This window comes from Thalassospira sp. A40-3, assembly GCF_015871485.1.
Classification (GTDB): domain Bacteria; phylum Pseudomonadota; class Alphaproteobacteria; order Rhodospirillales; family Thalassospiraceae; genus Thalassospira; species Thalassospira tepidiphila.
On the sequence record NZ_CP065428.1, the window covers coordinates 313362 to 335731 of the forward strand.

Annotated in this window: 19 protein-coding genes; 11 read left to right on the forward strand and 8 right to left on the reverse strand. The window is 57.0% G+C overall.

Going from position 1 to position 22370, the window contains the following annotated elements; translation table 11 throughout:
• Window positions 1-86 precede the first annotated feature (86 nt).
• Window positions 87-995 carry a LysR family transcriptional regulator gene (locus IT893_RS01405; RefSeq protein WP_197146588.1) on the reverse strand — a complete coding sequence of 303 codons (909 nt, stop codon included), beginning with the start codon at window positions 993-995 and terminating at the stop codon, window positions 87-89.
• A gap of 166 nt (window positions 996-1161) precedes the next feature.
• On the opposite strand from IT893_RS01405, the gene speB reads away from it, so the two are divergent.
• The gene (gene speB, locus IT893_RS01410; protein WP_197146589.1) at window positions 1162-2217 is read left to right on the forward strand and encodes an agmatinase; all 1056 of its coding nucleotides are present in this window, start codon (window positions 1162-1164) and stop codon (window positions 2215-2217) included.
• A 66-nt stretch (window positions 2218-2283) separates the two neighbouring features.
• Here the strand turns inward: speB and IT893_RS01415 are convergent, their stop codons facing one another.
• Together IT893_RS01415 and IT893_RS01420 are read right to left on the reverse strand one after the other, a co-directional pair.
• Window positions 2284-3192 (reverse strand): AraC family transcriptional regulator, encoded by a 909-nt coding sequence (locus IT893_RS01415; protein ID WP_008889783.1) that lies wholly within the window; start codon window positions 3190-3192, stop codon window positions 2284-2286.
• A 46-nt stretch (window positions 3193-3238) separates the two neighbouring features.
• On the reverse strand, window positions 3239-3475 hold the full coding sequence (locus tag IT893_RS01420; RefSeq protein WP_197146590.1) for a hypothetical protein: 237 nt from the start codon (window positions 3473-3475) through the stop codon (window positions 3239-3241).
• A gap of 88 nt (window positions 3476-3563) precedes the next feature.
• On the opposite strand from IT893_RS01420, the gene IT893_RS01425 reads away from it, so the two are divergent.
• The 6 genes from IT893_RS01425 (at window position 3564) to IT893_RS01450 (ending at window position 13711) form a co-directional block, all read left to right on the forward strand.
• Window positions 3564-5675 (forward strand): methyl-accepting chemotaxis protein, encoded by a 2112-nt coding sequence (locus IT893_RS01425; protein WP_197146591.1) that lies wholly within the window; start codon window positions 3564-3566, stop codon window positions 5673-5675.
• 343 nt (window positions 5676-6018) lie between these two features.
• Window positions 6019-7188, forward strand: coding sequence for an efflux RND transporter periplasmic adaptor subunit (locus IT893_RS01430; protein WP_197146592.1), 1170 nt, complete (start codon window positions 6019-6021; stop codon window positions 7186-7188).
• 2 nt (window positions 7189-7190) lie between these two features.
• On the forward strand, window positions 7191-10382 hold the full coding sequence (locus tag IT893_RS01435; protein WP_197146593.1) for an efflux RND transporter permease subunit: 3192 nt from the start codon (window positions 7191-7193) through the stop codon (window positions 10380-10382).
• 1 nt (window position 10383) lies between these two features.
• On the forward strand, window positions 10384-11835 hold the full coding sequence (locus IT893_RS01440) for an efflux transporter outer membrane subunit (RefSeq protein WP_197146594.1): 1452 nt from the start codon (window positions 10384-10386) through the stop codon (window positions 11833-11835).
• Between the two features lie 95 nt (window positions 11836-11930).
• A complete protein-coding gene (locus IT893_RS01445) occupies window positions 11931-12542 on the forward strand; it encodes an alpha-ketoglutarate-dependent dioxygenase AlkB (RefSeq protein WP_197146595.1) in 612 nt (203 codons plus the stop codon).
• 116 nt (window positions 12543-12658) lie between these two features.
• Window positions 12659-13711: a LacI family DNA-binding transcriptional regulator gene (locus tag IT893_RS01450; RefSeq protein ID WP_197146596.1), complete on the forward strand. Its 1053-nt coding sequence runs from the start codon at window positions 12659-12661 to the stop codon at window positions 13709-13711.
• Here IT893_RS01450 and IT893_RS01455 read toward each other — a convergent pair.
• Entirely contained in the window at window positions 13693-14295 is a 603-nt protein-coding gene (locus tag IT893_RS01455) for a DNA-3-methyladenine glycosylase I (RefSeq protein ID WP_215907635.1), read from the reverse strand. The two genes, IT893_RS01450 and IT893_RS01455, sit on opposite strands and share 19 nt — an antisense overlap.
• Window positions 14296-14573: 278 nt before the next feature.
• Here IT893_RS01455 and IT893_RS01460 point away from each other — a divergent pair, with 278 nt between their 5' ends.
• From IT893_RS01460 to folD, 3 genes are read left to right on the forward strand one after another with little or no spacing between them, the layout of a single operon-like run.
• Window positions 14574-14870 carry a YggT family protein gene (locus IT893_RS01460; protein ID WP_008889791.1) on the forward strand — a complete coding sequence of 99 codons (297 nt, stop codon included), beginning with the start codon at window positions 14574-14576 and terminating at the stop codon, window positions 14868-14870.
• A gap of 37 nt (window positions 14871-14907) precedes the next feature.
• The gene (locus IT893_RS01465; RefSeq protein ID WP_197146597.1) at window positions 14908-15240 is read left to right on the forward strand and encodes a DUF167 family protein; all 333 of its coding nucleotides are present in this window, start codon (window positions 14908-14910) and stop codon (window positions 15238-15240) included.
• The gene (folD, locus tag IT893_RS01470; RefSeq protein ID WP_197146598.1) at window positions 15237-16136 is read left to right on the forward strand and encodes a bifunctional methylenetetrahydrofolate dehydrogenase/methenyltetrahydrofolate cyclohydrolase FolD; all 900 of its coding nucleotides are present in this window, start codon (window positions 15237-15239) and stop codon (window positions 16134-16136) included. Before IT893_RS01465 ends, folD begins: the two co-directional genes overlap by 4 nt.
• A 57-nt stretch (window positions 16137-16193) precedes the next feature.
• On the opposite strand, the gene IT893_RS01475 is transcribed toward folD, so the two are convergent.
• The gene (locus tag IT893_RS01475) at window positions 16194-18116 is read right to left on the reverse strand and encodes an SLC13 family permease (protein ID WP_197146599.1); all 1923 of its coding nucleotides are present in this window, start codon (window positions 18114-18116) and stop codon (window positions 16194-16196) included.
• A gap of 175 nt (window positions 18117-18291) precedes the next feature.
• Between IT893_RS01475 and IT893_RS01480 the strand changes: the two genes are divergently transcribed.
• On the forward strand, window positions 18292-19536 hold the full coding sequence (locus IT893_RS01480) for a winged helix-turn-helix domain-containing protein (protein ID WP_197146600.1): 1245 nt from the start codon (window positions 18292-18294) through the stop codon (window positions 19534-19536).
• Window positions 19537-19639: 103 nt separating this feature from the next.
• Here IT893_RS01480 and IT893_RS01485 read toward each other — a convergent pair whose 3' ends face one another.
• From IT893_RS01485 to IT893_RS01495, 3 genes are all read right to left on the reverse strand, one after another.
• A complete protein-coding gene (locus IT893_RS01485) occupies window positions 19640-20410 on the reverse strand; it encodes an SDR family NAD(P)-dependent oxidoreductase (protein WP_008889797.1) in 771 nt (256 codons plus the stop codon).
• A gap of 78 nt (window positions 20411-20488) precedes the next feature.
• Window positions 20489-21496 carry an ABC transporter ATP-binding protein gene (locus IT893_RS01490; protein WP_063089204.1) on the reverse strand — a complete coding sequence of 336 codons (1008 nt, stop codon included), beginning with the start codon at window positions 21494-21496 and terminating at the stop codon, window positions 20489-20491.
• 39 nt (window positions 21497-21535) lie between these two features.
• Window positions 21536-22366, reverse strand: a complete 831-nt coding sequence (locus IT893_RS01495; RefSeq protein WP_008889799.1) for a carbohydrate ABC transporter permease — start codon at window positions 22364-22366, stop codon at window positions 21536-21538.
• Window positions 22367-22370: the final 4 nt, after the last annotated feature.

A 22370-nucleotide genomic window follows, 5' to 3' on the forward strand; every position in this document is an offset into this window, starting at 1 on the left:
TTTCAGGCGCCATACTGCCCGATATCAAATAGGCGGTATTGGACGATATTGCTATCGGTTGTTGGTGTCGGTTTTGGGCCTGCGGCTCAGGCTCGTTCGGTGGCGAAATCGGCGATCAGCATATCAAGGAACAGCTTGGTGATCGGATCGGGTTGCTTGCTGTCATCAAGGCTTGCCTGAAAGGTGACTTTGACCTTCAACCGATCCGGCAGCACCATGCGCATGCGCCCGGCCTCGACAAACTGCTTGGCGTAATGTTCGGGCAAATAGCCCAAAAAGGCGCCAGACAGGATCAGGCGTGCCTCGGCCTCCATGTCCGAGACGGTCGCATGCGGGCGCGAAATCGCGAATTCCTTCAAATCCCGCCCCAGCCAGGATTTGCGGCCGATCAGGCGATAACGCCGGATTTCATCAATATCGATGTCCGCATCATCCAGCGCAAAAAGCGGATGGTCTGACCCGCAATAGAACCGGTGGATCTCGTCATAAAGCGGGATATAGCGCAGACCCAGCACGGTCTTTGGGAAGCTGCAAATACCGATCTGGATATTGTCGGTCACCACTTCGCGCAGCAGGTCATTGGGCGGATAAGTCACGACATTCAGTGTCACATCCGGCGCGCGTTCCATAAACCGCGCAATGGTTTTTTCGATCCGCCGTGCTCCCGGATCGGTGATGGTGTTGTCGGTCAGGCCAATGGTCAGTGTGCCGCTTAGCTTGTCACGCAGCGCCCGCATCTTGGTTTCATATTGCGCGACCGATTTGAACAGCCGGTGGGCTTCTTCAAACACCACCTGGCCTTCGCGTGTCAGGGCAAAACCACCCCGCCCGCGTTTGCAAAGCGTGAAGCCAAGCCGTGTTTCAAGGGCGGTGACATAGCTTGAAATTGTTGAAAGTGACAGATTGAGATCACTTTGCGCCGCGGCAAAACCCCCGGCCTCGACAATGGTCAGGAAGATACGCAAAAGCTTGAGATCGGCCTGTTCCGTGATCATCGGGCGGGGTCCATGGGTAAGGGGTCATTACTTTGAGGATTGCCAAAGTAAAGTTCAGAAATACGTGATTTTTAACTGCCGCGCAATTTGATCTGATCGGGCCAACAAAAACATCCGGCCATTGGTTCAGATTTTATCGAACCGATGTGCCACTTCAGGAGGTCCCATGTTCACCGACGACAAGCTTGCAAAACTGCGTGAAAAATACAGCAACGCCAAGGGTGCCGACATCTTTGATCCGCATTTCCGCGAAGTGGCGGCATCGCAGTTTTCCGAAAGTGGCGGGCGCAAATGGCCGTTTGCCGGGGTGCCGACTTTCCTTGATGCGCCGTTTTTTGCTGATGCCGAGCGCGAGAATTTTGCGGACCTCGACATCGCACTCGTCGGGGTGCCGATGGATCTTGGGGTGAGTAACCGTGCCGGTGCGCGTCTTGGCCCGCGGGCGGTGCGTAATATCGAACGCATCGGTCCGTATGAACATGTCCTTCGCATGGTGCCCGGTGCGATGGCGCGCATTGCCGATATTGGCGATGTCCCGTTCCGCAGCCGCTATTCGCTTGAAAGCTGCCACGAAGATATCGAGGCCTACTTCAGCAAGATTGTCGGCGCTGGCGTCATTCCGATTGCGGTCGGCGGTGATCATTCGATCAGCTATTCGATCCAGAAGGCGGTGGGCAAGGATCGCCCGGTTGGCATGATCCATCTTGATGCCCATTGCGACACCTGCGGTGCCTATGACGGTTCGCGCTTCCATCATGGCGGCCCGTTCCGTGAAGCGGTTATGGATGGCGTCCTTGATCCCGAACGCACCATCCAGATCGGTATTCGCGGTGCGTCAGAATATGTCTGGGAATTCTCCTATGACAGCGGCATGACCGTGATCCACGCCGAAGAAGTGCCGAAAATGGGCATTGATGCCGTAATCGCCAAGGCCCATGAAGTGGTCGGAGATGGCCCGGTTTATCTGTCCTTTGATGTTGATTGCCTCGATCCGTCCTTCGCACCAGGCACCGGCACGCCGGAAGTCGGTGGCCTTACCTCGCGCGAGGCATTGGCGATCCTGCGCGGGCTCAAGGGGCTTGATTTTGTCGGTGCGGATGTTGTCGAAGTCGCCCCGCAATATGATGCCACCACCAACACCGCCCATATCGCCGCACAGGTCCTGTTCGAAGAACTGTGTCTGGTGGTCGATGCGATGAAGCGCCGCGACGCTGGCGCGTAAATACAACTGATGTCGCCTGCCCAAGCTAAGCGTGTGACGGGCAGGCGATGTCGATTTTGTGCCCGATTAGGGATCAAGACTTGCGATAAACGCGCCGGGGCTGACACCCCACATGGCCTTGAAATGCCGGTTCAGGTGGCTTTGATCGGCAAAGCCGGTGGCCGCGGCCGCATCGGCAATGCTCGCCCCGTCAAACAGCAACCGCTTGGCACGCCGTAACCGCATATGATTGAAATAGGTATGCGGCGGAAGCCCGGTTGCCGCCCGGAACACGCGCAGCAAATGAAACCGGCTGAGCCCGGTAATCATCGCAAGATCATCAAGCGATATATTGGCATCCAGATGTGCCGCCATATAGTCAATCACCGCCCGAACACGTTTGTCCTCTGACCCCGGCTGATACAGATAGGGCGGGGCATCGGCATGGCGCAGCGCAAGCCGGGCGGCACTGTATAGAAGCTGACTGTCGCGTTCCAACAAGCTGTTGCTGCCGTTGCTGCCATCGTCATTCGGGCGAAACAGGCGGTGCAGCCCTTGCAGTTGCAAATGCAATTCCGGGTCGTTGACGACACAGGAGCCAAAAAACGGCAGGCCACTGTTTTTGGGCGAAAGCTCCGTCACCAGATCGCCAAACACCTTCGGGTCGATGAACATGATCTGGTATTGATAGCCATCATCGGATGCCGGGCTGCCATCATGCACTTGCATCGGGTTCATCATCAAAAGCTGCCCCCGCGCGGCGACATAATTTGTCCCGCGGGTCGTAAACCGCTCCGCCCCGTTCAGGACAGTGCCAAACGCGTAATAGTCGTGGCTGTGTTTTGGGAAAGAGAAATTCTTGTAATCGGCTTCGAACATATCAATGCCGTCGGCTGCCCGCCAGTGGCGGGCAATCTCGCGGGGGCGGCCGGTCGCCGGTCGCGATGACGTCTGGCGACGCTGGGCTGCCGTGTTCTGTCGCGCAGCACTGTTCATAAGGCCATTATAACGCCAAGGGCGGATGCCAGCTTGTACAATATTGTCATCGTGACATTTTAGTTGGCATCATTCCAAAAAAATCGCCGGAGGCCCGAGCAACCTTGCGGCGGAGGGTCGAGTCGCGGTTGATTTTTGGAAATCTGCCGCTTTGAAGCCCTTCGAAACGGATAATGACCTTCGGCCAATTGTATAATGCGATGTTCATATGAACATTTTCGGGTGGCCGGAATGTTGTTTTGCGCAGCGCAAATGACCATCCGGCACCTTGTTTGATCGACAAATGCGGGTTTCATCCAACTGTTACAAAACCGCGCCCTGCACACATGTATGAATCGCGCCAAACGTAAATTTTGCTGTTTGGATGTCCCATGTTTCTTGATCGCATTCGTATCGGATCGCGCATCTTCGCCGGTTTCTTTGTTCTGGTTGTTCTGCTGGTTGGCCTGTCTGCCCTGTCATCAACATATCTTCTGGGCTTTGGCGCACATGCAGACCGCATTGCCAAAAGTACTGGTCTGGTCGGGCTTGCCAATGACTATGCACTGCGTCTGGAACGTCTTTCCAACCAGGTTCTGTTGTTTGCCCAGACGGTTGATCCGCTTGACCGCGAAGGCATCACCACCATGCGCGAGGCGGCCGAGCAAAGCGGTGCCACCCTTGTCACCCAACTGCGTCAAAACGGCGATAGTGATCGCGCAGATGCACTTGAAAGCCTTAGTGCCGATTACATCGCAACGCTGGAGCCCCTTGTGCTGCGGGCTGAAAACCTGTCGGCGGCATCGGAAACCATGCTGCTTGGCGCCAATCAGCTTGGCAAATCCGCAAGCCAGCTTGAAGATTTCATCGCCAAACGCGATCCGGTGATCGCCGAGAAATATGCAGACAAGCTTGGCGCGGCCAACTTGGCTGCCATCGTCAATTCCCTGCAATTCCCGATCCTGCGTACCGCGGACTCACTTGATGCCGCCCGCACGCAGACCTCGGCCCTGACCGATCTTCAGGAAGAAATCAAAGCGTCCTTTGACGGTCTGACGCGCAACGAGAAAAAACTTTTCTCCTACGCGATCCGCGACAATGACTTGCTAAAACAGGGTGCCAACCAGCTCGAAGCCTCCATCGCCGGGTTCCGTCAATCGATGGATGACTTCAAATCGGCCGTCCGTGAAGTCCAGACCATCACTCAGAATATCCGAACAGACGCCATGACCAATCAAACTGCCCTGGTCGAGGCCGCCCATAATCAGTCGGAAAACTCGGCCCTGACCAACATCGTGGTTGCCGCCATCGGGGTTCTGATTGCCGTCGCCCTTGCCCTTGGCATCGCGATCAGCATCCTGCGTCCGCTGCGTCGGGTAAATGGTGACATGACGCGGCTCAGTGAAAACGACACCGATATCGCGCTTGCCGATATCAAGCGCCGCGATGAATTCGGGGCGATGTCACGGACCGTTGCGATCTTCCGCGAAAACGCGCTTAAGATCGAAAAAATGGCCGAGGAACGCATCACGCTTCAGCGCATCGAGGAAGAAAAACGACGTGCATCGCTTGGCGCGATGGCCGAAACGATTGAGGGCGAGACCACCGGTCTTGTCAAATCGGTCAATCATCAGGTGACCCGCATGCGCGAAGCCGTGGTCGAGGTCGCGGCCGCCGCCGAACGCGTCACCGGACAAACCGAAACCGCAACCAGTGCCGCACACGACAGCCAGTCGCATTCCAATGCCATCGGCGATGCTGCCAACCGTCTGCGCGAAGCCATCGTCTCGATCGCCAACCGCGTCGAACATCAACGTGAAATCGCGCAAAGTGCTGTCGGCTCGACCGAGGAATCGGCAAAGGCCGTCGATGACCTGCGCGAAGTTGCCACCAGCATCGAACAGATTGTCGACCTGATCCGGGGCATCGCCGGGCAAACCAACATGCTGGCTCTGAATGCCACCATCGAGGCCGCTCGTGCGGGGGATGCTGGCAAGGGCTTTGCCGTGGTCGCGGCAGAGGTCAAAAACCTTGCTAGCCAGACCGAACGCGCGACCGAACAGATCACCGAACATGTCAACGCCATGGGCGCTGTTACCGATCGCTGTGTTGCCTCGATGGAGGATGTCGGGGTCACGGTTCGTTCGATGATGTCGATTTCCGAAGAGGTCGCAGGCGATGTTGAACATCAACGCCGCGAGACCGAGGAAATTACCGGTGCCATCGCCCTTGCCGGCGATGCGGTGCGCAATGTTGCGACTGCCATCGGTGCAGTATCCGAAGATATCGAAGTCACCCGCAAGCTCAGCCTTGATCTTAATCGTCGTGCCGACGAGGTTGACCGCAATGTGACCGAGCTCACAGCATCCCTTGACCGTGCGGTGGCGTCCGCGGCAGGCAACGAAGACGCAGATGCTGATGACGACAACGCCAACGACACCACCAGATGGCACGATGACAATCTGGTGGTCTTCCCGCAAACGCAACAGCGCGGTGCCGCCTGATTTGTCGGCATCAGCCCGCCGTTTCACTGCTAAAATTCAAAATTGAACAACAAAGGCCTGCACACCGTATAGAGGGTGTGCAGGCCTAATGCATTTGCTCAGTGCTATCGGCGCAAAACGCAGGATTTGTCAGCAGTTAAGATACAAACTGCGACGTTTCTGATACACTTTTTGTGTGGTTCTCACTGGCGGGTTGCAATATCGTTCGGGGCAACGGTATTTCATCAAAAGCATAAAGCCTACTATTCGGTACTGAATTGAAATACCGGCACTTTCCCGGCGCGGGAACAGTGTCATTTGCAGTAAGGTTGTTTGGTCAGCCCGACTTGGAAGTATCAATGTGATGGCGCGTAAATCAACGCTTCTGATCGCAGGTGTTGCACTGATTGTTGTTGCGGCCTCTGCCTATATCTTTGCCAAAGACGACATCACGGCGTTAATTGCGCCCGATGCGCAACCCGCAAGCACGGCACAGCGCGGCGGTGGCGGCGAACGCAGTCTTCCGGTCATTGCCGAATATGCCAGCCTGATGGATGAAAAGACCGTTGTCGAAGCGGTCGGCACGGGCAAATCGGCCCTGGGCGTTTCGATCTATCCAGCCGTGTCGGGCGAAGTTGCAGATGTGCTTGTACGCGCCGGTGACAAGGTGACCGAGGGACAGGTTCTTGTCATCCTGGACTCTGATCGCGAACGCCTTGCCCGCGATCTTGCTGCTGTTCAGGCCCGCGATGCCGAACAACTTCTTGCCCGCTATGAAAAGGCCCGTCCGCTGGGTGCCGTTGCCGAAAGCGAAGTCGACAGTGCCCGCACCGCCCTGGCCGAGGCCCGCATTGCCCTTGATCAGGCAGAGGTCAATCTGGCCGATCGGACCATTCTGGCCCCGTTTGATGGCATCGTCGGCATTCCGCAGGTTGAGGCTGGCGACCGTGTTGACAGCTCCACAGCCATCGTAACGCTTGATAATATCGATAGCATTCTGGTCGATTTCGAAGTTGCCGAAACACGGTTTGATAATGTCCGTCCCGGCCAGTCTGTCCGGGTCGAAACCTGGAGCCTGCCGGGCGAGGAATTCACCGGTGTGGTTGAGTCTATTGGCAGCCGTATCGATCCCGAAAGCCGCACCTTTGCCGTGCGCGCCCGGGTGCCAAACCCCAATAGTCGCCTGCTCGCCGGGATGTCCTTTGCGGTTTATGTCGACATCGAAGGCAAACAATACCCCGCTGTTGCCGAAATCTCGGTCCTGTGGGGTGATGAAGGCACCTATGTCTGGCGGATCGGCGATGAAGACAAGGTCTCGCGCGTTCCCGTCCGTGTTGTGAAACGGACCAATGGCCGGATCCTTCTGGATGGCGGGATTGAAGAGGGTGATCTGGTCGTGGTCGAGGGCGTCTTGCGTCTGCGTCCGGGCCGGACTGTTTCGGCAACCATTCGCGGTGATAACCCCGCGCCTGAAAATGCGCCGTCGGATGCGGGCGGCGTTGCCACCCGCGAAGGCGCTGGCGAGGGGTCCTGATCATGACGACAGGAACCGAAAATCACGATCATAACGATCTTGCGTCACTCAGTATCCGACGCCCTGTTCTGATCAGTGTGGTGTCCATGCTGATCATCCTGGCCGGTCTTGCCGCGATGCTGGGGGTCGAAATTCGCGAACTGCCCAATGTCGACCGCCCGACCATCACCGTGACCGCCGACTATGACGGGGCATCGCCGGAAACGGTCGATTCCGAAGTCACCGGGATCATCGAAAGTGCGGCATCGCGCGTCAGTGGCATCAAGGAAATCAGTTCGCAAAGCGAAGAAGCCAATGCCCGCATTCGCATCGAATTCTACCCAGATGTTGAAATCAACGATGCCGCCAGCGACATCCGCGAAGCCATCAGCCGTGCGGAACGCAGCCTGCCCGACGGGGTGGAAAACGTCCGCGTGGTCAAGGCCGATGCCGATGCCAGTGCGATCATGCGCATTGCGGTTGTCAGCAACAGCCTGACCGAGGAAGAACTCGCCAACATCGTCGAAGACCAGATCAGCCCGTCCTTGCTGTCTGTGCCCGGAGTGGCCGAGGTCGGGGTTAACGGGGATCGCGAACGCGTTTTGCATGTGCGCATCGACCCGCTCCGCATGGCAAGTTATGGCCTGTCGGTTCAGGATGTGGCCGACCTTCTGCGAACCGCCCAGTTTGATATTCCCGCCGGCAGTTTTGAATCATCCGATCAGAAATTGTTTGTTCGTGCCGATGCATCCGTTTGGGAGGTCGACAGACTGAACCAGATGCTGGTGCGCGACGGTGTCCAGATGGGCGACGTTGCCGATATCTATTACGGCCCGGACGATGCAACATCCTATGTGCGACTGAATGGTCGCACGGTGATCGGGCTGAGTATTACCCGTCAGGCACAATCCAACACGATTGCGATTTCCAATGGCGTGCGCGATGTCGTTGAACGCCTCAACGAGCAATATGACGATCTTGATGTGTTCGTGAACTCCGATGACGCGGTCTTTATCGAAGGCGCGCTGTGGGAAGTAATCTTTAGTCTCGGTCTTGCCATCGCGATTGTGATCGGGGTGCTTTATCTGTTCCTCAGATCCTTTACCGCGACGCTGATCCCGACCATCACCATTCCGATTGCCCTGATCGGTACGGTTGCCGCCATCTGGGCGATGGGCTTTTCGATCAACATCCTGACCCTTTTGGCGCTGGTTCTGGCAACCGGCATGATTGTCGATGACGCGATTGTTGTGCTTGAAAACATTCAACGCCGCCGTCATCAGGGGCTTGGGTCGATGGCCGCGGCAGTGCTCGGCTCGCGCCAAGTGTTCTTTGCCGTGATCGCCACCACGCTGACACTGATTTCGGTGTTCGTTCCGATTTCTTTCCTGCCAAGCACGGCGGGGCGTCTGTTCCGTGAATTCGGTTTTGTGCTGGCCTTTGCGGTGGTGGTGTCATCCTTTGTCGCACTGTCGCTGTGTCCGATGCTGGCATCGCGCCTGAAACATATCGATCCGCATGATGGCAAGGCCGACGACGCCCCCAACATGCTGGAGCGTTTCGGCTTCTTCTGCGCCGGGATTTATCGCCGCATTCTCGAAGCCGCCCTTGGCAGCCCGATCATTACCGTAATGATTTGTGTCGTTGCCGGTGGGCTTGCCTTTGGCGTCTATACCAACGTTACGCAGGAATTGCTGCCCGATGAGGATCGCGGACGTATTCTTGTTTCCATGCGGGGTCCGGACGGGGTCGGCATCGACTATATGGACCGTCAGGTCGAGGCGGTTGAAGACATCCTGCGCCCGGTGGTCGAGGCGGGGGATGCCTATAACATCTACACCATTGTTGGCCTGTGGGATCCGAACCGCGCCCTTGTGATCGCCCCGCTAAAACCGTGGGAAGAACGGTCCCGCTCGCAGCAGGAAATTACCGCGTCGATCCGCGGGGATCTGAATGCCCTTCCGGGTGTGCAGGCCTATGTCTGGCAGCCCAACAGTCTGGGTTTGCGCGGCGGTACGGGCGAGGGACTTGAATTTGCCCTGACCGGGACAAGCTATCGCACGCTGGCCGAAAATGCCCGCGTCATGCAGCAGGAGATCGAGGCGAACTATCCCGGCCTCACCGGCCTTCGGGTATCCTATCAAACCACCCAGCCGCAGCTTCTGGTCAATATTGATCGCAAGCGCGCCTTTGATCTCGGTATCCCGATCGAAGAACTTGATACCACGCTGCGTGCGATGATCGAAGGATACGAAGTCACCGAAATCAATGTCGATGACCAGAACGTCCCGATCAAGCTGCGCAGTGCGTTGGGCAGCATCAATGACCCGTCGGACCTTGAAAATCTGTTTGTCACCGGCACCAATGGTCGCATCCTGCCGCTGTCTTCTGTCATCACCTTGACCGAAGAAGCCGTCGCCTCCGAACTTGAACGCGAAGGGCAGCAACGCGCCGTCACCATTTCGGCCAATCTGGCACCGGGCTATACCCTGGCCGAGGCGGTCGCGGATGTGAACACGGTTGGCGATCAGTTGCTGCCACCCGGTGTCGGCATCCTGTTCCTTGGCAATGCCGCCGCCCTTGGTGAAACCGCCAATGATGTACAGATCACCTTCCTGATTGCCGTCCTTGTCGTGTTGTTGGTTCTGGCCGCCCAGTTCGAAAGCTTTACCTCCGCGCTTGTAGTGGTGTTGACCGTGCCGTTTGGTTTGGCGGCGGCGATCTATGCGCTGGAGCTGAGTGGCACCTCAATCAATATCTACAGCCAGATCGGGCTTGTGATGCTGGTCGGGTTGATGGCCAAGAACGGGATTCTGGTTGTCGAATTCGCCGATCAGCTCCGTGATGCCGGTAAATCCGTGCGCGATGCCGTGCATGATGCCGCAATGGTCCGTCTGCGCCCGATCATGATGACCATGATTTCCACTGTTCTGGGCGGCTTGCCGCTCGTCCTTGGCACTGGTGCCGGGGCAGAGGCACGTGCAGCCATCGGCTGGGTGGTGTTTGGCGGTCTTGGCTTTGCCACGGTCTTTACATTGTTCCTGACCCCGGTGCTTTATCTGTTGTTGGCCCCCTTGGTGTCGGCCCGTGCCGATGGTGGCAAGAAACTGCAATCGCAACTGCGCGCTGCCGAAGCCATTCCCGATCATGGCGAGGCGGCATCACATGTCGCGGCGGAGCCCGGAAGTGGCGGTCTTCAAGGAAGTGCGAAATAATATGAATAATCCTCACATTTCTGCGATTTCGGGAATTGCCCTTCTGCTCGCACTGGCCGGGTGTCAGTCTGTCGGGCCGGATTATACCGCGCCGAATTTCGATCTTGTCGGCGCCTATACCCCGGAAATCCCGGTGATTGCCGCCAATCAAAGCAAACAGGACCGCTGGTGGGAAAGCACCACCGACCCGGTTTTAAATGGTCTGATTAATGAAGGGGTCGAAAACAATATCGATCTTCAGATCGCAATCAGTCGCATCCGTGCGGCTGCGGCGACTGCACGTGGCGTTGCCGGGGCGAATGGGCCGCAGGTTGGCGCATCGGTCAACGGATCGGCCAGCCGGTCGACCTCCAGCCGCGCCAATGGTGATCAGGTGACCGATATGGGCTATGGTGCTGGCATTGATTTGTCCTGGACCGCCGATATCTGGGGCGGTCAAACCCGCGAGGAAGAAGTCGCCGAGGCGGATTACCTGCAGCAGGTCTATCTGCGTGAAGACGTCTATCGCACCATGATCGCCGACATTATCCGAAACTATATCGAACTGCGCGGGGCGCAGCGGCGTCTCGCCCTTTTGCGGGACTCGCTTGATCTGCAACGCCAGACCAGCAACATCGTGCAGGTCCGTTTACAAACCGGCCTCGGGTCCGAGCTTGATCTGTCACGGGCACGCGCCGAGGTCGCCGATCTTGAGGCAACAGTTCCGATCCTGCAAACCACGATTGACCGGTCGATCAACGCGATTTCCATTCTGGTTGGCGCACAGCCGGGCACCCATCGCGACCTGTTGCTTGATGCATCACCACTGCCCGAATTTCAAAGCAGCCCGCCAATTGGCATCCCGGCCGATTTGCTGCGCCGCCGGCCAGATGTCCGTGCGGCCGAGCTGGCGCTGATTTCCGCGACCTCGCAAATCGGGGTGGAAACCGCAACGCTGTATCCGGAATTGACCCTTGATGGGTCCTTGGCGCTTGGTGTGACCGGCTATGGTACCGGCCCGATCGTCCGCACCGCCATGGCGGCCATCGGCGCTTTGATTGATGCGACCCTTTATGATGGCGGCGAACGGCGTGCGAATATCACCGTTGCCGAGGAAGAGGCAGAACAAGCTTTCCTCACCTATCGCCAAACACTTCTGAGCGCGATTGAGGAAGTCGAAAGTGCGATTTACGGCTATGTCGGGGCGGTGGCACAGCGCGATTCCCTGATCGCATCGGTGCAATATCACCGCGATGCCTTTGAACAGTCACGCGTGCGCTACGTACAGGGCCTGTCGGACTTCCTCGATGTACTCGATTCCCAGCGCAGCCTGACCACTTCGCTGCAATCATTGGCCGATTCCGAAACCGATCTGGAACTTGAAACCATCAATCTCTATAGCGCGGCGGGCTTAAGTGTTGAGGATGTCGAACGCTATGCCAACGAGGCTGGCGTGACCTTGGTAAACGGCTAGAACCTGTTGCGGCAAATCACATATCAGCAAACTGTGGCTTGAGTTTCGGCGCCGTTCATCCTAGGTCTTTGGCAATCTGCATTCCGGGGAAAACCATGACCGGCGATCTGTTTGCCAATGAACCACCACGCAACCTTTTGCCCTTTGATGGCGAAGTGTTGTTGCTGCGTGACATCATGGATGTTGATGAAGCCGACAAAACCTTTGCCCGGCTGCAAAGCAACATCGTCTGGCAACAGGAAATCGCCAAACTCCACGGCAAGGAAATCCCGGTCCCGCGTCTGACCGCCTGGTATGGCGAAGTCGCCTATCGCTATAGCGGGGTGTATCACCCGGCTAGCCCGTTTCCCTCTATCGTTGCCCCTTTGCGCAGCTTGGCCGAAGAACTGGCAGGGGCGCACTTTAACACCGTGTTGCTCAACCAGTATCGCGATGGGCGCGATAGCGTTTCCTGGCACGCCGATGACGAGGAAGTGCTCGGCGAAAACCCGGTGATTGCCAGCCTGACCTTCGGGCAGGAACGCCGGTTTCATTTCCGCCACAAGAAAACCGGTGATCGCCTCAGCATTGATCTGCCGCATAACTCGGCTCTGATCATGTCAGGTGCGACACAGCATTGCTGGCTGCATCAATTGCCCAAAACCGCCCGGCAGGTCGGCCCGCGGATCAACCTGACCTTCCGCAATACCCGCCCCGAAAGCCGATAAACGATCATATCCTGACGCGGTAATGCGTTCTGGTAGTATCGTGCTGGTTCTGGCTATAGTGTCGGCAATTCAACTGGGTAAAGATCACACACGACAGTTTCGGGGATAAGGCACGCATGGCAAAACGCGTAAAACTTCTGGATGTCGCCAAGGCGGCCGGGGTTTCGCAAGGGACAGCCTCCAATGCGTTTGGCAAGCCTGATCTGGTCCGCCCGGAAGTCCGCGAACGCATCTTTGAAGCCGCGCGCGAACTGGGTTATCGCGGGCCGCATGTCATGGCGCGCATGCTCCGCACCGGCAAGGCGGGGGCGCTTGGTGTCGTGTTTCCCGACAATCTTGAATATGCCTTTACCGATCCGGTGGCGATTGAATTGCTGCGCGGGATCGGGCGCGAATGCGCGCGCCACGGCGTCAATGTCATGATCATTTCGGCCGAAAACCCCGAACAGGCGATTGCCGCGGTCAATAATGCCGCGGTCGATGCCTTTCTGGTGCATTGCTATTCCGATAATAACGACATCATCGCGGCCATCCAGCGCCGCAACCAGCCGCTGATCAGCATCGATACCGACATTGCCGGTGCAGCGGGGACTGTGGTGCTTGATGACTTCGCGGCGGCGAAAAATGCGGCCCGGCATTTGCTTGATTGCGGCGCCTCGAAATTCGCCATTCTGTCGCTGCAGGCAACCGAGCACGATCATTTCGGCCCGATGAGCCCCAACCGTCTGGGGGCCGCCAGCCACCGGGTGGTGCGCGAACGGCTGGCGGGGTATCACGCGGCGCTTGAAGCGGCCGGCATTGCGGCCAGTGATGTTGTGCATATCGAATGCGACAACCAGTCCGAACAAAGCGCGCAAATGACGACAGCGCTCCTGTCAAACCATCCCGAAATCAACGGCATTCTCGCCATGTCGGACGTGATTGCCATCGGCGCAATTGACGCTGCGCGTGCCATCGGGCGCAACGTGCCGGGCGATCTTAAGGTCATTGGCATTGATGGTATTGTCGCTGGCGAACGCACCGACCCGCCACTCACCACCATGCATCAGGATTCGGTGGAAAAAGGAAGGCTTGCTGCCGAAATGGCGCTGTCCGATGAACCGGGCAAAACCATCACCCTGCAAACCAGCCTGTTGCTGCGCGGGTCTACTCAGGAAAGCTCGGGGTAACGGTAACAGTCGGTGGTGTGGTCCATCACGATGCCGGTGGCTTGCAGGAAGGAATAGATGATCGTGGTGCCGACGAACTTCATGCCGCGTTTTTTCAGATCCTTCGAGATTTTGTCACTAAGGTCGGTCGAGACTGGTACGTCTGACATGCTTGTCCAGTGATTGATCACAGGCATTCCTCCTACAAATGACCAGATGTAGGAATCGAAGCTTTCGAACTCTTTTTGGATCGCGATGAATGTTTGCGCATTTTGAATAGACGCCGCGACTTTTAATTTATTTCGAATAATCCCGGGATCGGTCAGAAGGGCTTCCTGCTTGGCCGCGTCATAGGCCGCGACCTTGTTCACATCGAAATTGTCATAAGCCGCGCGATAGGTATCCCGCCTTGCCAGAATGGTCAGCCAGCTCAAACCCGCCTGCGCCCCTTCAAGGATCAGCATTTCAAAGAAATGTCGATCATCATGCACCGGCACACCCCATTCCGTGTCGTGATACTCGACATAGAACGGCTTGTCGGCATGGCTCAGGGCCCAGCCGCAGCGCGGGTGGTGCTGGTGGCGCAGGTGATCTTGGTTCTGCATGCTAAATCCTCCTTGTGGCGTGCGCATTCTGGCCGTGGAGCATGCGAACCCGCAAGGTGTAATCGGGGTGCGCCTGACATCTCCTGACAGTTTCTGGCAGGCGTTTTGGCAAGCCGGTTGGTGAGCATGATCACAAAGCGATGAAAACTTCCCCTCATTTGCGGCAAAATCAACGCTGTGTGCTTGCGTTGGGGGCAATTGCCGACTAGGTTTTGCTGCGTGCAAACATCTTTCCGGGCCCAAAGCATCCGTGCGCCCGGCGATTGTAAGGAGCGGCGATGCTGGCGATTTTTTGGCTTATTGACACTGTGGTGGGTATCTACATTTTCATGCTGATTGCATCTGCAATCCTGTCATGGCTTGTGGCGTTCAACGTGATCAATACCAGCAACCGGTTTGTTTATTTGGTTGGTGATTTCCTCTATCGGGTTACCGAACCGGTATTGCGCCCGATCCGGCGGATCATGCCCGATCTTGGCGGCATTGATATCTCGCCGATCATCCTGATCCTGATTTTGCAGTTCGCCAACATGCTGATCCAGACCGATGTCCGGATGGCGCTTGTCGGCTATTGATGTCTCATTTCGCCTAGTAAAATGTCTCATTTAGACAATGTCTGATCCCTCGCCCGTGTTACGGTCCGAGCCATCAGGGGTTCGGCTGTTTGTTCGGTTAACACCAAAAGCATCGCGGAACGCGATTGGCGATGTGGTGGCCGACGCTGACGGGCAGCAGTGGCTTAAGGTATCGGTGACGGCCGTGCCGGAAAACGGCAAGGCTAATCAGGCGCTGATAAAACTTTTGGCAAAAGCGGCCAAATGTCCTAAATCGTCGGTCAGGATTGTTTCCGGGCAAACTGATCGCACCAAAACGCTGCTGATCGACGGAAATCCCGAAGAGCTGATGGCGAAAATATCCCAACTCACGGGGCGGACAGACATATGAGTGACGCGAAAATCATCGACGGCAAGGCATTCGCAGCCAAACTGCGCACTGACATCACAGCCGAAGTATCAAAGCTTAAATCCGAACATGGCGTAACACCGGGTCTGGCCGTCATTCTGGTCGGCGAAGACCCCGCCAGTCAGGTTTATGTGCGCAACAAGGGCAAACAGACCCTTGAATGCGGCATGAATTCCTATGAGCACAAGCTTCCGGCGGAAACCAGCGAGGCAGACCTTCTGGCGCTGATCGCCAAGCTGAATGCCGATGAAAATGTCCATGGCATTCTCTGTCAGCTTCCCGTGCCCAAGCACATCAACGAGCAGGCCATTCTGGCCGCCATCGACCCGGCCAAGGATGTTGACGGCTTCCACGTTGTGAATGCCGGCGCACTGGCGACGGGCGGCGAAGGTTTCGCGCCTTGCACGCCGTATGGCTGCCTGATGTTGCTCAAAGATACCCTTGGGGATTTGTCGGGCAAACGTGCCGTCGTGGTGGGCCGTTCAAACATCGTTGGCAAGCCGATGGCGCAGCTTTTACTCAAGGAAAGCTGCACGGTCACCATCGCGCATTCGCGCACCCGCGACCTTCCCGAAGAAGTCCGTCGTGCTGATATCGTGGTTGCCGCCGTTGGCCGCCCGAACATGGTCAAGGGCGACTGGATCGCCCCGGGTGCCACCGTGATTGATGTTGGCATCAACCGCGTTGAAGGTGCTGAAGGCAAAATGAAGCTGGTCGGTGATGTCGAGTTTGAAACCGCCTCCAAGGTCGCCGGTGCCATCACCCCGGTCCCGGGCGGTGTCGGCCCGATGACCATTGCGTGTCTTCTGAACAACACCCTGATTTCTGCTTGCCGTGCCAACGGCCTTGATGTGCCGAACCTTGGCTTTGATAGCTAAGCGACAGGCGTCAGCAACATTACAGAGGGCAGCCATTGGCTGCCCTTTTATTTTGACTTAAAGCGGCCAGACCCACAGCAGCATCGGCACGCCAACTGCAACCACGATGATTTCAATCGGTAGGCCGAGGCGCCAGTAGTCGCTAAAGCGGAAGCCGCCGGGGCCGAGGATGAGGGTGTTGTTCTGATGGCCGATGGGGGTCAGGAACGCACAGGAGGCGCCAATCGCGACTGCCATCAGGAACGGGTCGGAGCTGGCATCGAGTTGGGCGGCGCTGCCAATTGCAATCGGGCACATGACGGCGGCGGTGGCGGCATTGTTCATGAAGTCCGAGAGCGTCATGGTGACAATAAGGATCAGGGCAAGGGCAACTGGCGCGCTTCCTTGTGCGACGGTATCGAGCAGGAAGCGCGCAATCAGATCGGCACTGCCAGTACTTTCCATGGCGTTGGCGACCGGGATCAGGGCGGCCAGCAACACCACCACCGGCCAGTCGACCGCATCATAAAGGGTGCGCGGCGAGACCACCCCCATCAGCAAAGTGGCAAGTACGCCCAGTGCGAAGGAAATGGCAGCGGGCAGAATGCCAAAGGCCGCAAGCGCAATGGCAACGGCCATGATGGCGGTGGCCTTGAAGGCCTGTGTCTTGTCGCCAAGGTTGAGCGACCGTTCGGCCAGTGGGGCGCAGCCCAGGCGATTGCCGAATTCGTTAATGGCCGCAGGCGTGCCTTGCATCAAAAGCACGTCCCCGGCCTGCATTTTCATGGTGCGCAAGCGTGACATCGAACGGTGTCCCTGACGGGACAGGGCCAGCAAGTTGATGCCATAGCGGCTGCGGATGCGGATATCGGCCGCAGATCGCCCGATGAAGGAGGCGTTCGGCAGGACCACGACCTCGATCAGGGAGATATCGTCTGACTGAAGGGCCGTTTTCTTTGTATCAGAGTCCTTTTTCTCCGATTTGGAGGTGTCATCCTTTTCGGCGTCAGCCTTTGGTGCGTCACCAGATTTTTCGGCTGCCTTTTGCGCCTTTTGGGCTCGGACCTGTTCCTTGGCTTCTTCCTTTTGTTCGGCGTTGGCTTCTTCGCTGCGCAGTTCGGCTTCCAGGGTCAGCTCAAGACCAGACAGGGCACTTGCCAGTCCTTCGGGTTCGGCTTCGATCAGCAGAATGTCGTCCTGTTGCAGTTCACGATAGGGGCTTGGTGCCGGAATGCGGCGTTCGTTGCGGATCAGGCCAATCACCTGCGCGTCCGACTTTTCAAGCTCGTCATTGATGTCGCGCATGAACATGCCGATGGCCTTGCTGCCCTCGGTAATGCGGGCCTCGGTCAAATAGGATCCGGTCTCGAACCCTTCGGCCCCGGCGCGTTGGCGGGTCGGCACCAGAAAACGGCCCAACAGAATAACAAACAGCAGTCCGGCAAGGGCGATGGCAACGCCGACCGGGCTGTAATCAAACATCGAAAATCCTGCCCCGTTTACTTCGGCCCGAAAGCCCGAAACGATCAGGTTGGGGGGCGTGCCGATAAGTGTTGTCATGCCGCCAAGGATCGAGCCAAATGCCAGCGGCATGAGGATTTTGCCCGGTGGCAGGTCCTGTTTGTTGGCGATTTGCAGGGCAATCGGCATCAAAAGGGCCAGTGCCCCGACATTGTTCATGAAGGCTGAGAGGATGGCGGCCAGAAGGCTGAGCGCTGCCATGGTGACAAACGGCCCGGCCGATTGCGGCAGGACGGTACGCGACAGGGTATCAACCGCCCCCGACCTTTGCAGGGCGGAAGACAAGATCAGGATACAGGCGACCGTGATCACGGCCGGATGGCCAAATCCGACAAAGGCCCCGTCGGTCGGAACCAAACCCAGAACCACACAAACCAGAAGGGATGCCATGGCCACCATATCATGGCGCCAGCGCCCCCATAAAAACAGCACGACGGTGCCAAGCAGCACGGCCAGAATCATGATTTGCGGGGTGCTCATTCGGGCTGTCCTGTTTGTTGGGGCGCTTTTGTCGCGATCAGGATTGAAGCCTATGAGGGCGGCGATGCGCGGTCAAGTTCGTCCGCGCGAACGACCGCAAAATCATCCTGCCAGAATTGTCAGGAGCATGTGTTAGCATGCACCTGTTTTTATTTGATTTTCCAAGTGTGTCCTGATGCCGATTGACAGTGCTGCCACCCCGTCCCCGACCGTTTCGATATCAGCCAAACAGGCGCGTAATCTGGCCCTTGTCGGGCAAGGATTTTCCGCCAATCCCGACCGGGATGTGACCAAGCGCCAGATCCTTAGAACCATCCGGGCGACCAACATGTTGCAGGTCGACAGTGTCAATGTCCTGACACGGGCGCATTACATGCCGATCTTTTCGCGGTTGGGCGTTTATGACCCGAAGATGCTTGATGAAATGGTCTGGGGGACGGCGCGCCAGCGCAAGCTGTTTGAATATTGGGGCCATGAAGCATCGATGATCCCGGTTGAGGATTATCCGCTTTATCGTTGGCGGATGCGCGATGCCGAGCGGGGCATGGGCACGTGGGGACGGATCGCACGGGTTCAACGCGAACAACCCGACCTGATTGACAACATCCTGCGCCATATTGACCAAGAGGGCGCGGTCGCGGCCAGTTCCCTTGAGACCGAGGGGCGTAGTAGCGAGAAATGGTGGGGTTGGTCGAATACCAAAACCGCGATGGAATATCTGTTCTGGAGCGGGCAGGTGATGGCGCGCAAACGGCGTAGCAGTTTTGAGCGCGAATATGATTTGCCGCATCGGATCATTGGCGATGCGGCAAATGAACCCGACCGCGATCGGCAGGATGCGATGTGCGATCTTATCTGTCAGGGGATTGCCGCCATGGGGGTTGCCGCCGAGATTGATCTGCGTAAATATTTCCGTCTGCCAACCGATGAAACCAAGGCCTGTCTGGCGCGACTGGTCGAAGAGGGCCGGTTGTTGCAGGCCGACGTCGAAGACTGGAAACAGCCGGGCTATCTGTGCCCGAAGGTCAATCCGCGGTCACGTGCCAAGCCGACATGCCTGATGGTGCCGTTTGATCCGGTGATGTGGGAACGTGATCGGGTGGAGCGGATATTTGGCTTTAACTACCGGATCGAGATTTATGTTCCGGCCGAGAAACGCCAGTACGGCTATTACGTTTTGCCATTCATGTTAAATGGCGAATTTGTAGCCCGGGTGGATTTGAAATCAGATCGGCAGGCCGGGGTGCTTAGGGTGCAGAGTGCGCATCTTGAAGACCATGTGAGGGCCTCCGATGTTGCCGGACCGTTGATGGAAAACCTGCACCGCTTGGCCGTCTTTCTGGGACTGGGCGGGGTCGAAGTGATGCCCGCAAATGACTTTTCAAAGTATCTAGGCTCAGTGCCCTACCAGTTTGCGTAAAAGGTAAACGGGGCGCAGGTCCCACATCCGCGCCCCGTTTATCCGTCGAACTGGCTGACCACAAAAGCTTCAGGACAATGTGGTCATATTGTTTCACCTGGCCTTACCAGCAGGTGTAACCCCCATCTGCCAGAACGATGGACCCGGTCATCAGGCTGGAAGCATCAGATGCAAGGAACAGGACAACCGATCCGATTTCTTCGGTCAGGCCAAGACGGGCCATCGGAGTGCCGTTGATCCATGCGTCATACATTTCCGGCTTGGATTTTACGAATTCGTTGAGCGGGGTTGCGATATAGGTCGGTGCGACGGCATTGACGCGCACGCCACGGTTGCCCCATTCGGCCGCCAGCGACTTGGTCAGGTGATGGACCGCTGCCTTGGAGGCGTTGTAATAGGCCTGTTCCTGCGGCTTGTTGACGATGAAGCCGGACATGGAACCGACATTGACGATGACGCCGTTTTTCTTTTCAAGCATCTGCTTGCCGAATTCACGGCAGCACCAGAAGGTGCCGTTCAGGTTGACGTCAATGACATTGAGCCAATGTTCATCGGTGACGGTTTCTGCCGGGGTTTCCGAACGTGCGATACCGGCATTGTTGACCAGGATATCAACGCCGCCCTGCTTGGCCATCTTTTCGGCACTTGCACGGACCTGATCGGTGTTGGTGACATCCATGATGTCGATATCAGCCGAATAACCTTTGGATTTCAGGTAATCGCGGCCTTCTTCGGCAACACCTTCGCTGATGTCACCGATGATGACATGGGCGCCGGCCTCTGCCAGAGCTTCGCAGCAGGACAGGCCGATGGCACGACCGCCGCCAGTGACATAGGCCCGACGGCCCGTAAGATCGAACTTTTTCAGATACATTTTGGACTCACAAGTGGCTTGGTTGGTAAGACGGGATCGCAATGTTTGTGGGACATCGCGATCCGGTTTTTGCACGTATCAGGATTTGGCCAGCGCCAGCCCTTGGGCATCAAAGCGGTGGATGCGATCCTGTTCCGGGGTCAGGAAAATCTTGTCATGTTCGCCAAGCGGGATTTCCCCGGTGGCACGGACCGTCATCGGACCGAGACCGTCGGCTTCGACATGAAGATATGTTTCGGCACCAAGGTGTTCGGCGATCTTGACTGTTGCCGGGATTTCACCCTTTTCGGTGCTGACCGCGAAGTGTTCCGGGCGAATGCCGATTTCGTGGCAATCGTATTTTTTAGCAAGCTCCCCGCCCAGGAAGTTCATCTTCGGTGACCCGATAAAGCCTGCGACAAACTTGTTTGTCGGGTTGTTGTAAAGTTCCATCGGCTTGCCGACCTGTTCAACACGGCCCGCCTGAAGGACCACGATCTTGTCGGCCATGGTCATGGCTTCGACCTGATCGTGGGTCACGTAGATCATGGTGGTTTTCAGTTCCTGATGCAGACCTGTGATTTCAAGCCGCATGTTCACACGAAGCGCCGCATCAAGGTTGGAAAGCGGTTCGTCAAACAGGAAGGCTGCCGGGTTACGGACAATCGCACGCCCAATGGCAACACGTTGACGTTGACCACCCGAAAGTGCGCCCGGGCGACGTTCAAGATAGTCGGTCAGGTTCAGGATCTTGGCCGCAGACTGGACTTTCTCTTCGATAACTTCCTTGCTTTCGCCTGCCATTTTCAGGCCAAAGGCAATGTTGTTATAGACGGTCATATGCGGGTAAAGCGCATAGGACTGAAAGACCATGGACAGGCCGCGTTTGGCCGGGGCCTCGTTGGCGACATCGGTTCCGTTGATCAGGATTTTGCCATCGGTGACGTCTTCAAGGCCTGCAATCAGTCGCAGAAGCGTTGATTTGCCACAGCCCGACGGACCGACGAAAACCACGAATTCACCGTCATTGATATCAAGATCGACACCGGGAATAACATCGAGTGTGCCGAAGGTTTTCTTGACTTTTTCCAGTCGGATAGCACCCATTTTGGTGTTCCTTCTTTCCAGATTGCTATCAGGCTGCGGTTACTTGACCGCGCCGAATGTCAGACCACGAACCAGCTGTTTCTGAGAGAACCAGCCAATCACGAGAATTGGGGCAACCGCGAGCGTCGATGCGGCTGAAAGCTTCGCCCAGAACAGGCCCTCGGGGCTTGAATAGGAGGCGATGAAGGCTGTCAGGGGGGCTGCATCGGACGTTGTCAGGTTGAGCGTCCAGAAGGCTTCGTTCCATGCCAGAATGATGTTTAGCAGCATGGTCGATGCGATGCCGGGAACCGCCATGGGCAACAGCACAAAGATGATTTCCTTGGGCAGGGTTGCGCCATCCATGCGGGCCGCTTCGAGGATGTCGGTCGGGATTTCCTTAAAGTAGGTGTAGAGCATCCAGACCATGATCGGCAGGTTCATCAAGAACAGAACCATGATCAGACCAAAGCGGGTATCGAGCAGTCCCCAATCGCGGAACACCAGATAGATCGGGACCAGAACGCCGACCGGCGGCATCATCTTGGTCGACAGCATCCACAAAAGGGCGTCCTTGGTCCGCTTGGTCGGGTTAAAGGCCATTGCCCATGCGCAGGTCACGGCAAAGACCAGACCCACCAGGGTGGAGCCGACAGCCAAGATCACCGAGTTCATGGCGAACTTGAAATAGTTCGAGCGTTGCTGGACCTCGGCATAGTTTTCCAGTGTCCAGTCGAACGAGATGAAGCTCGGCGGGATGGAGACCGCTTCGAGTTCGGTCTTGAAGCTGGTCAGCACCATCCAGAAGATCGGGAAGAAGATCAGAAGACCCACGATCCACGCGAAGACCGAGAAGCTGACATAGCCAAGGGGTGTTTGTTTGCTTTCCATGTCG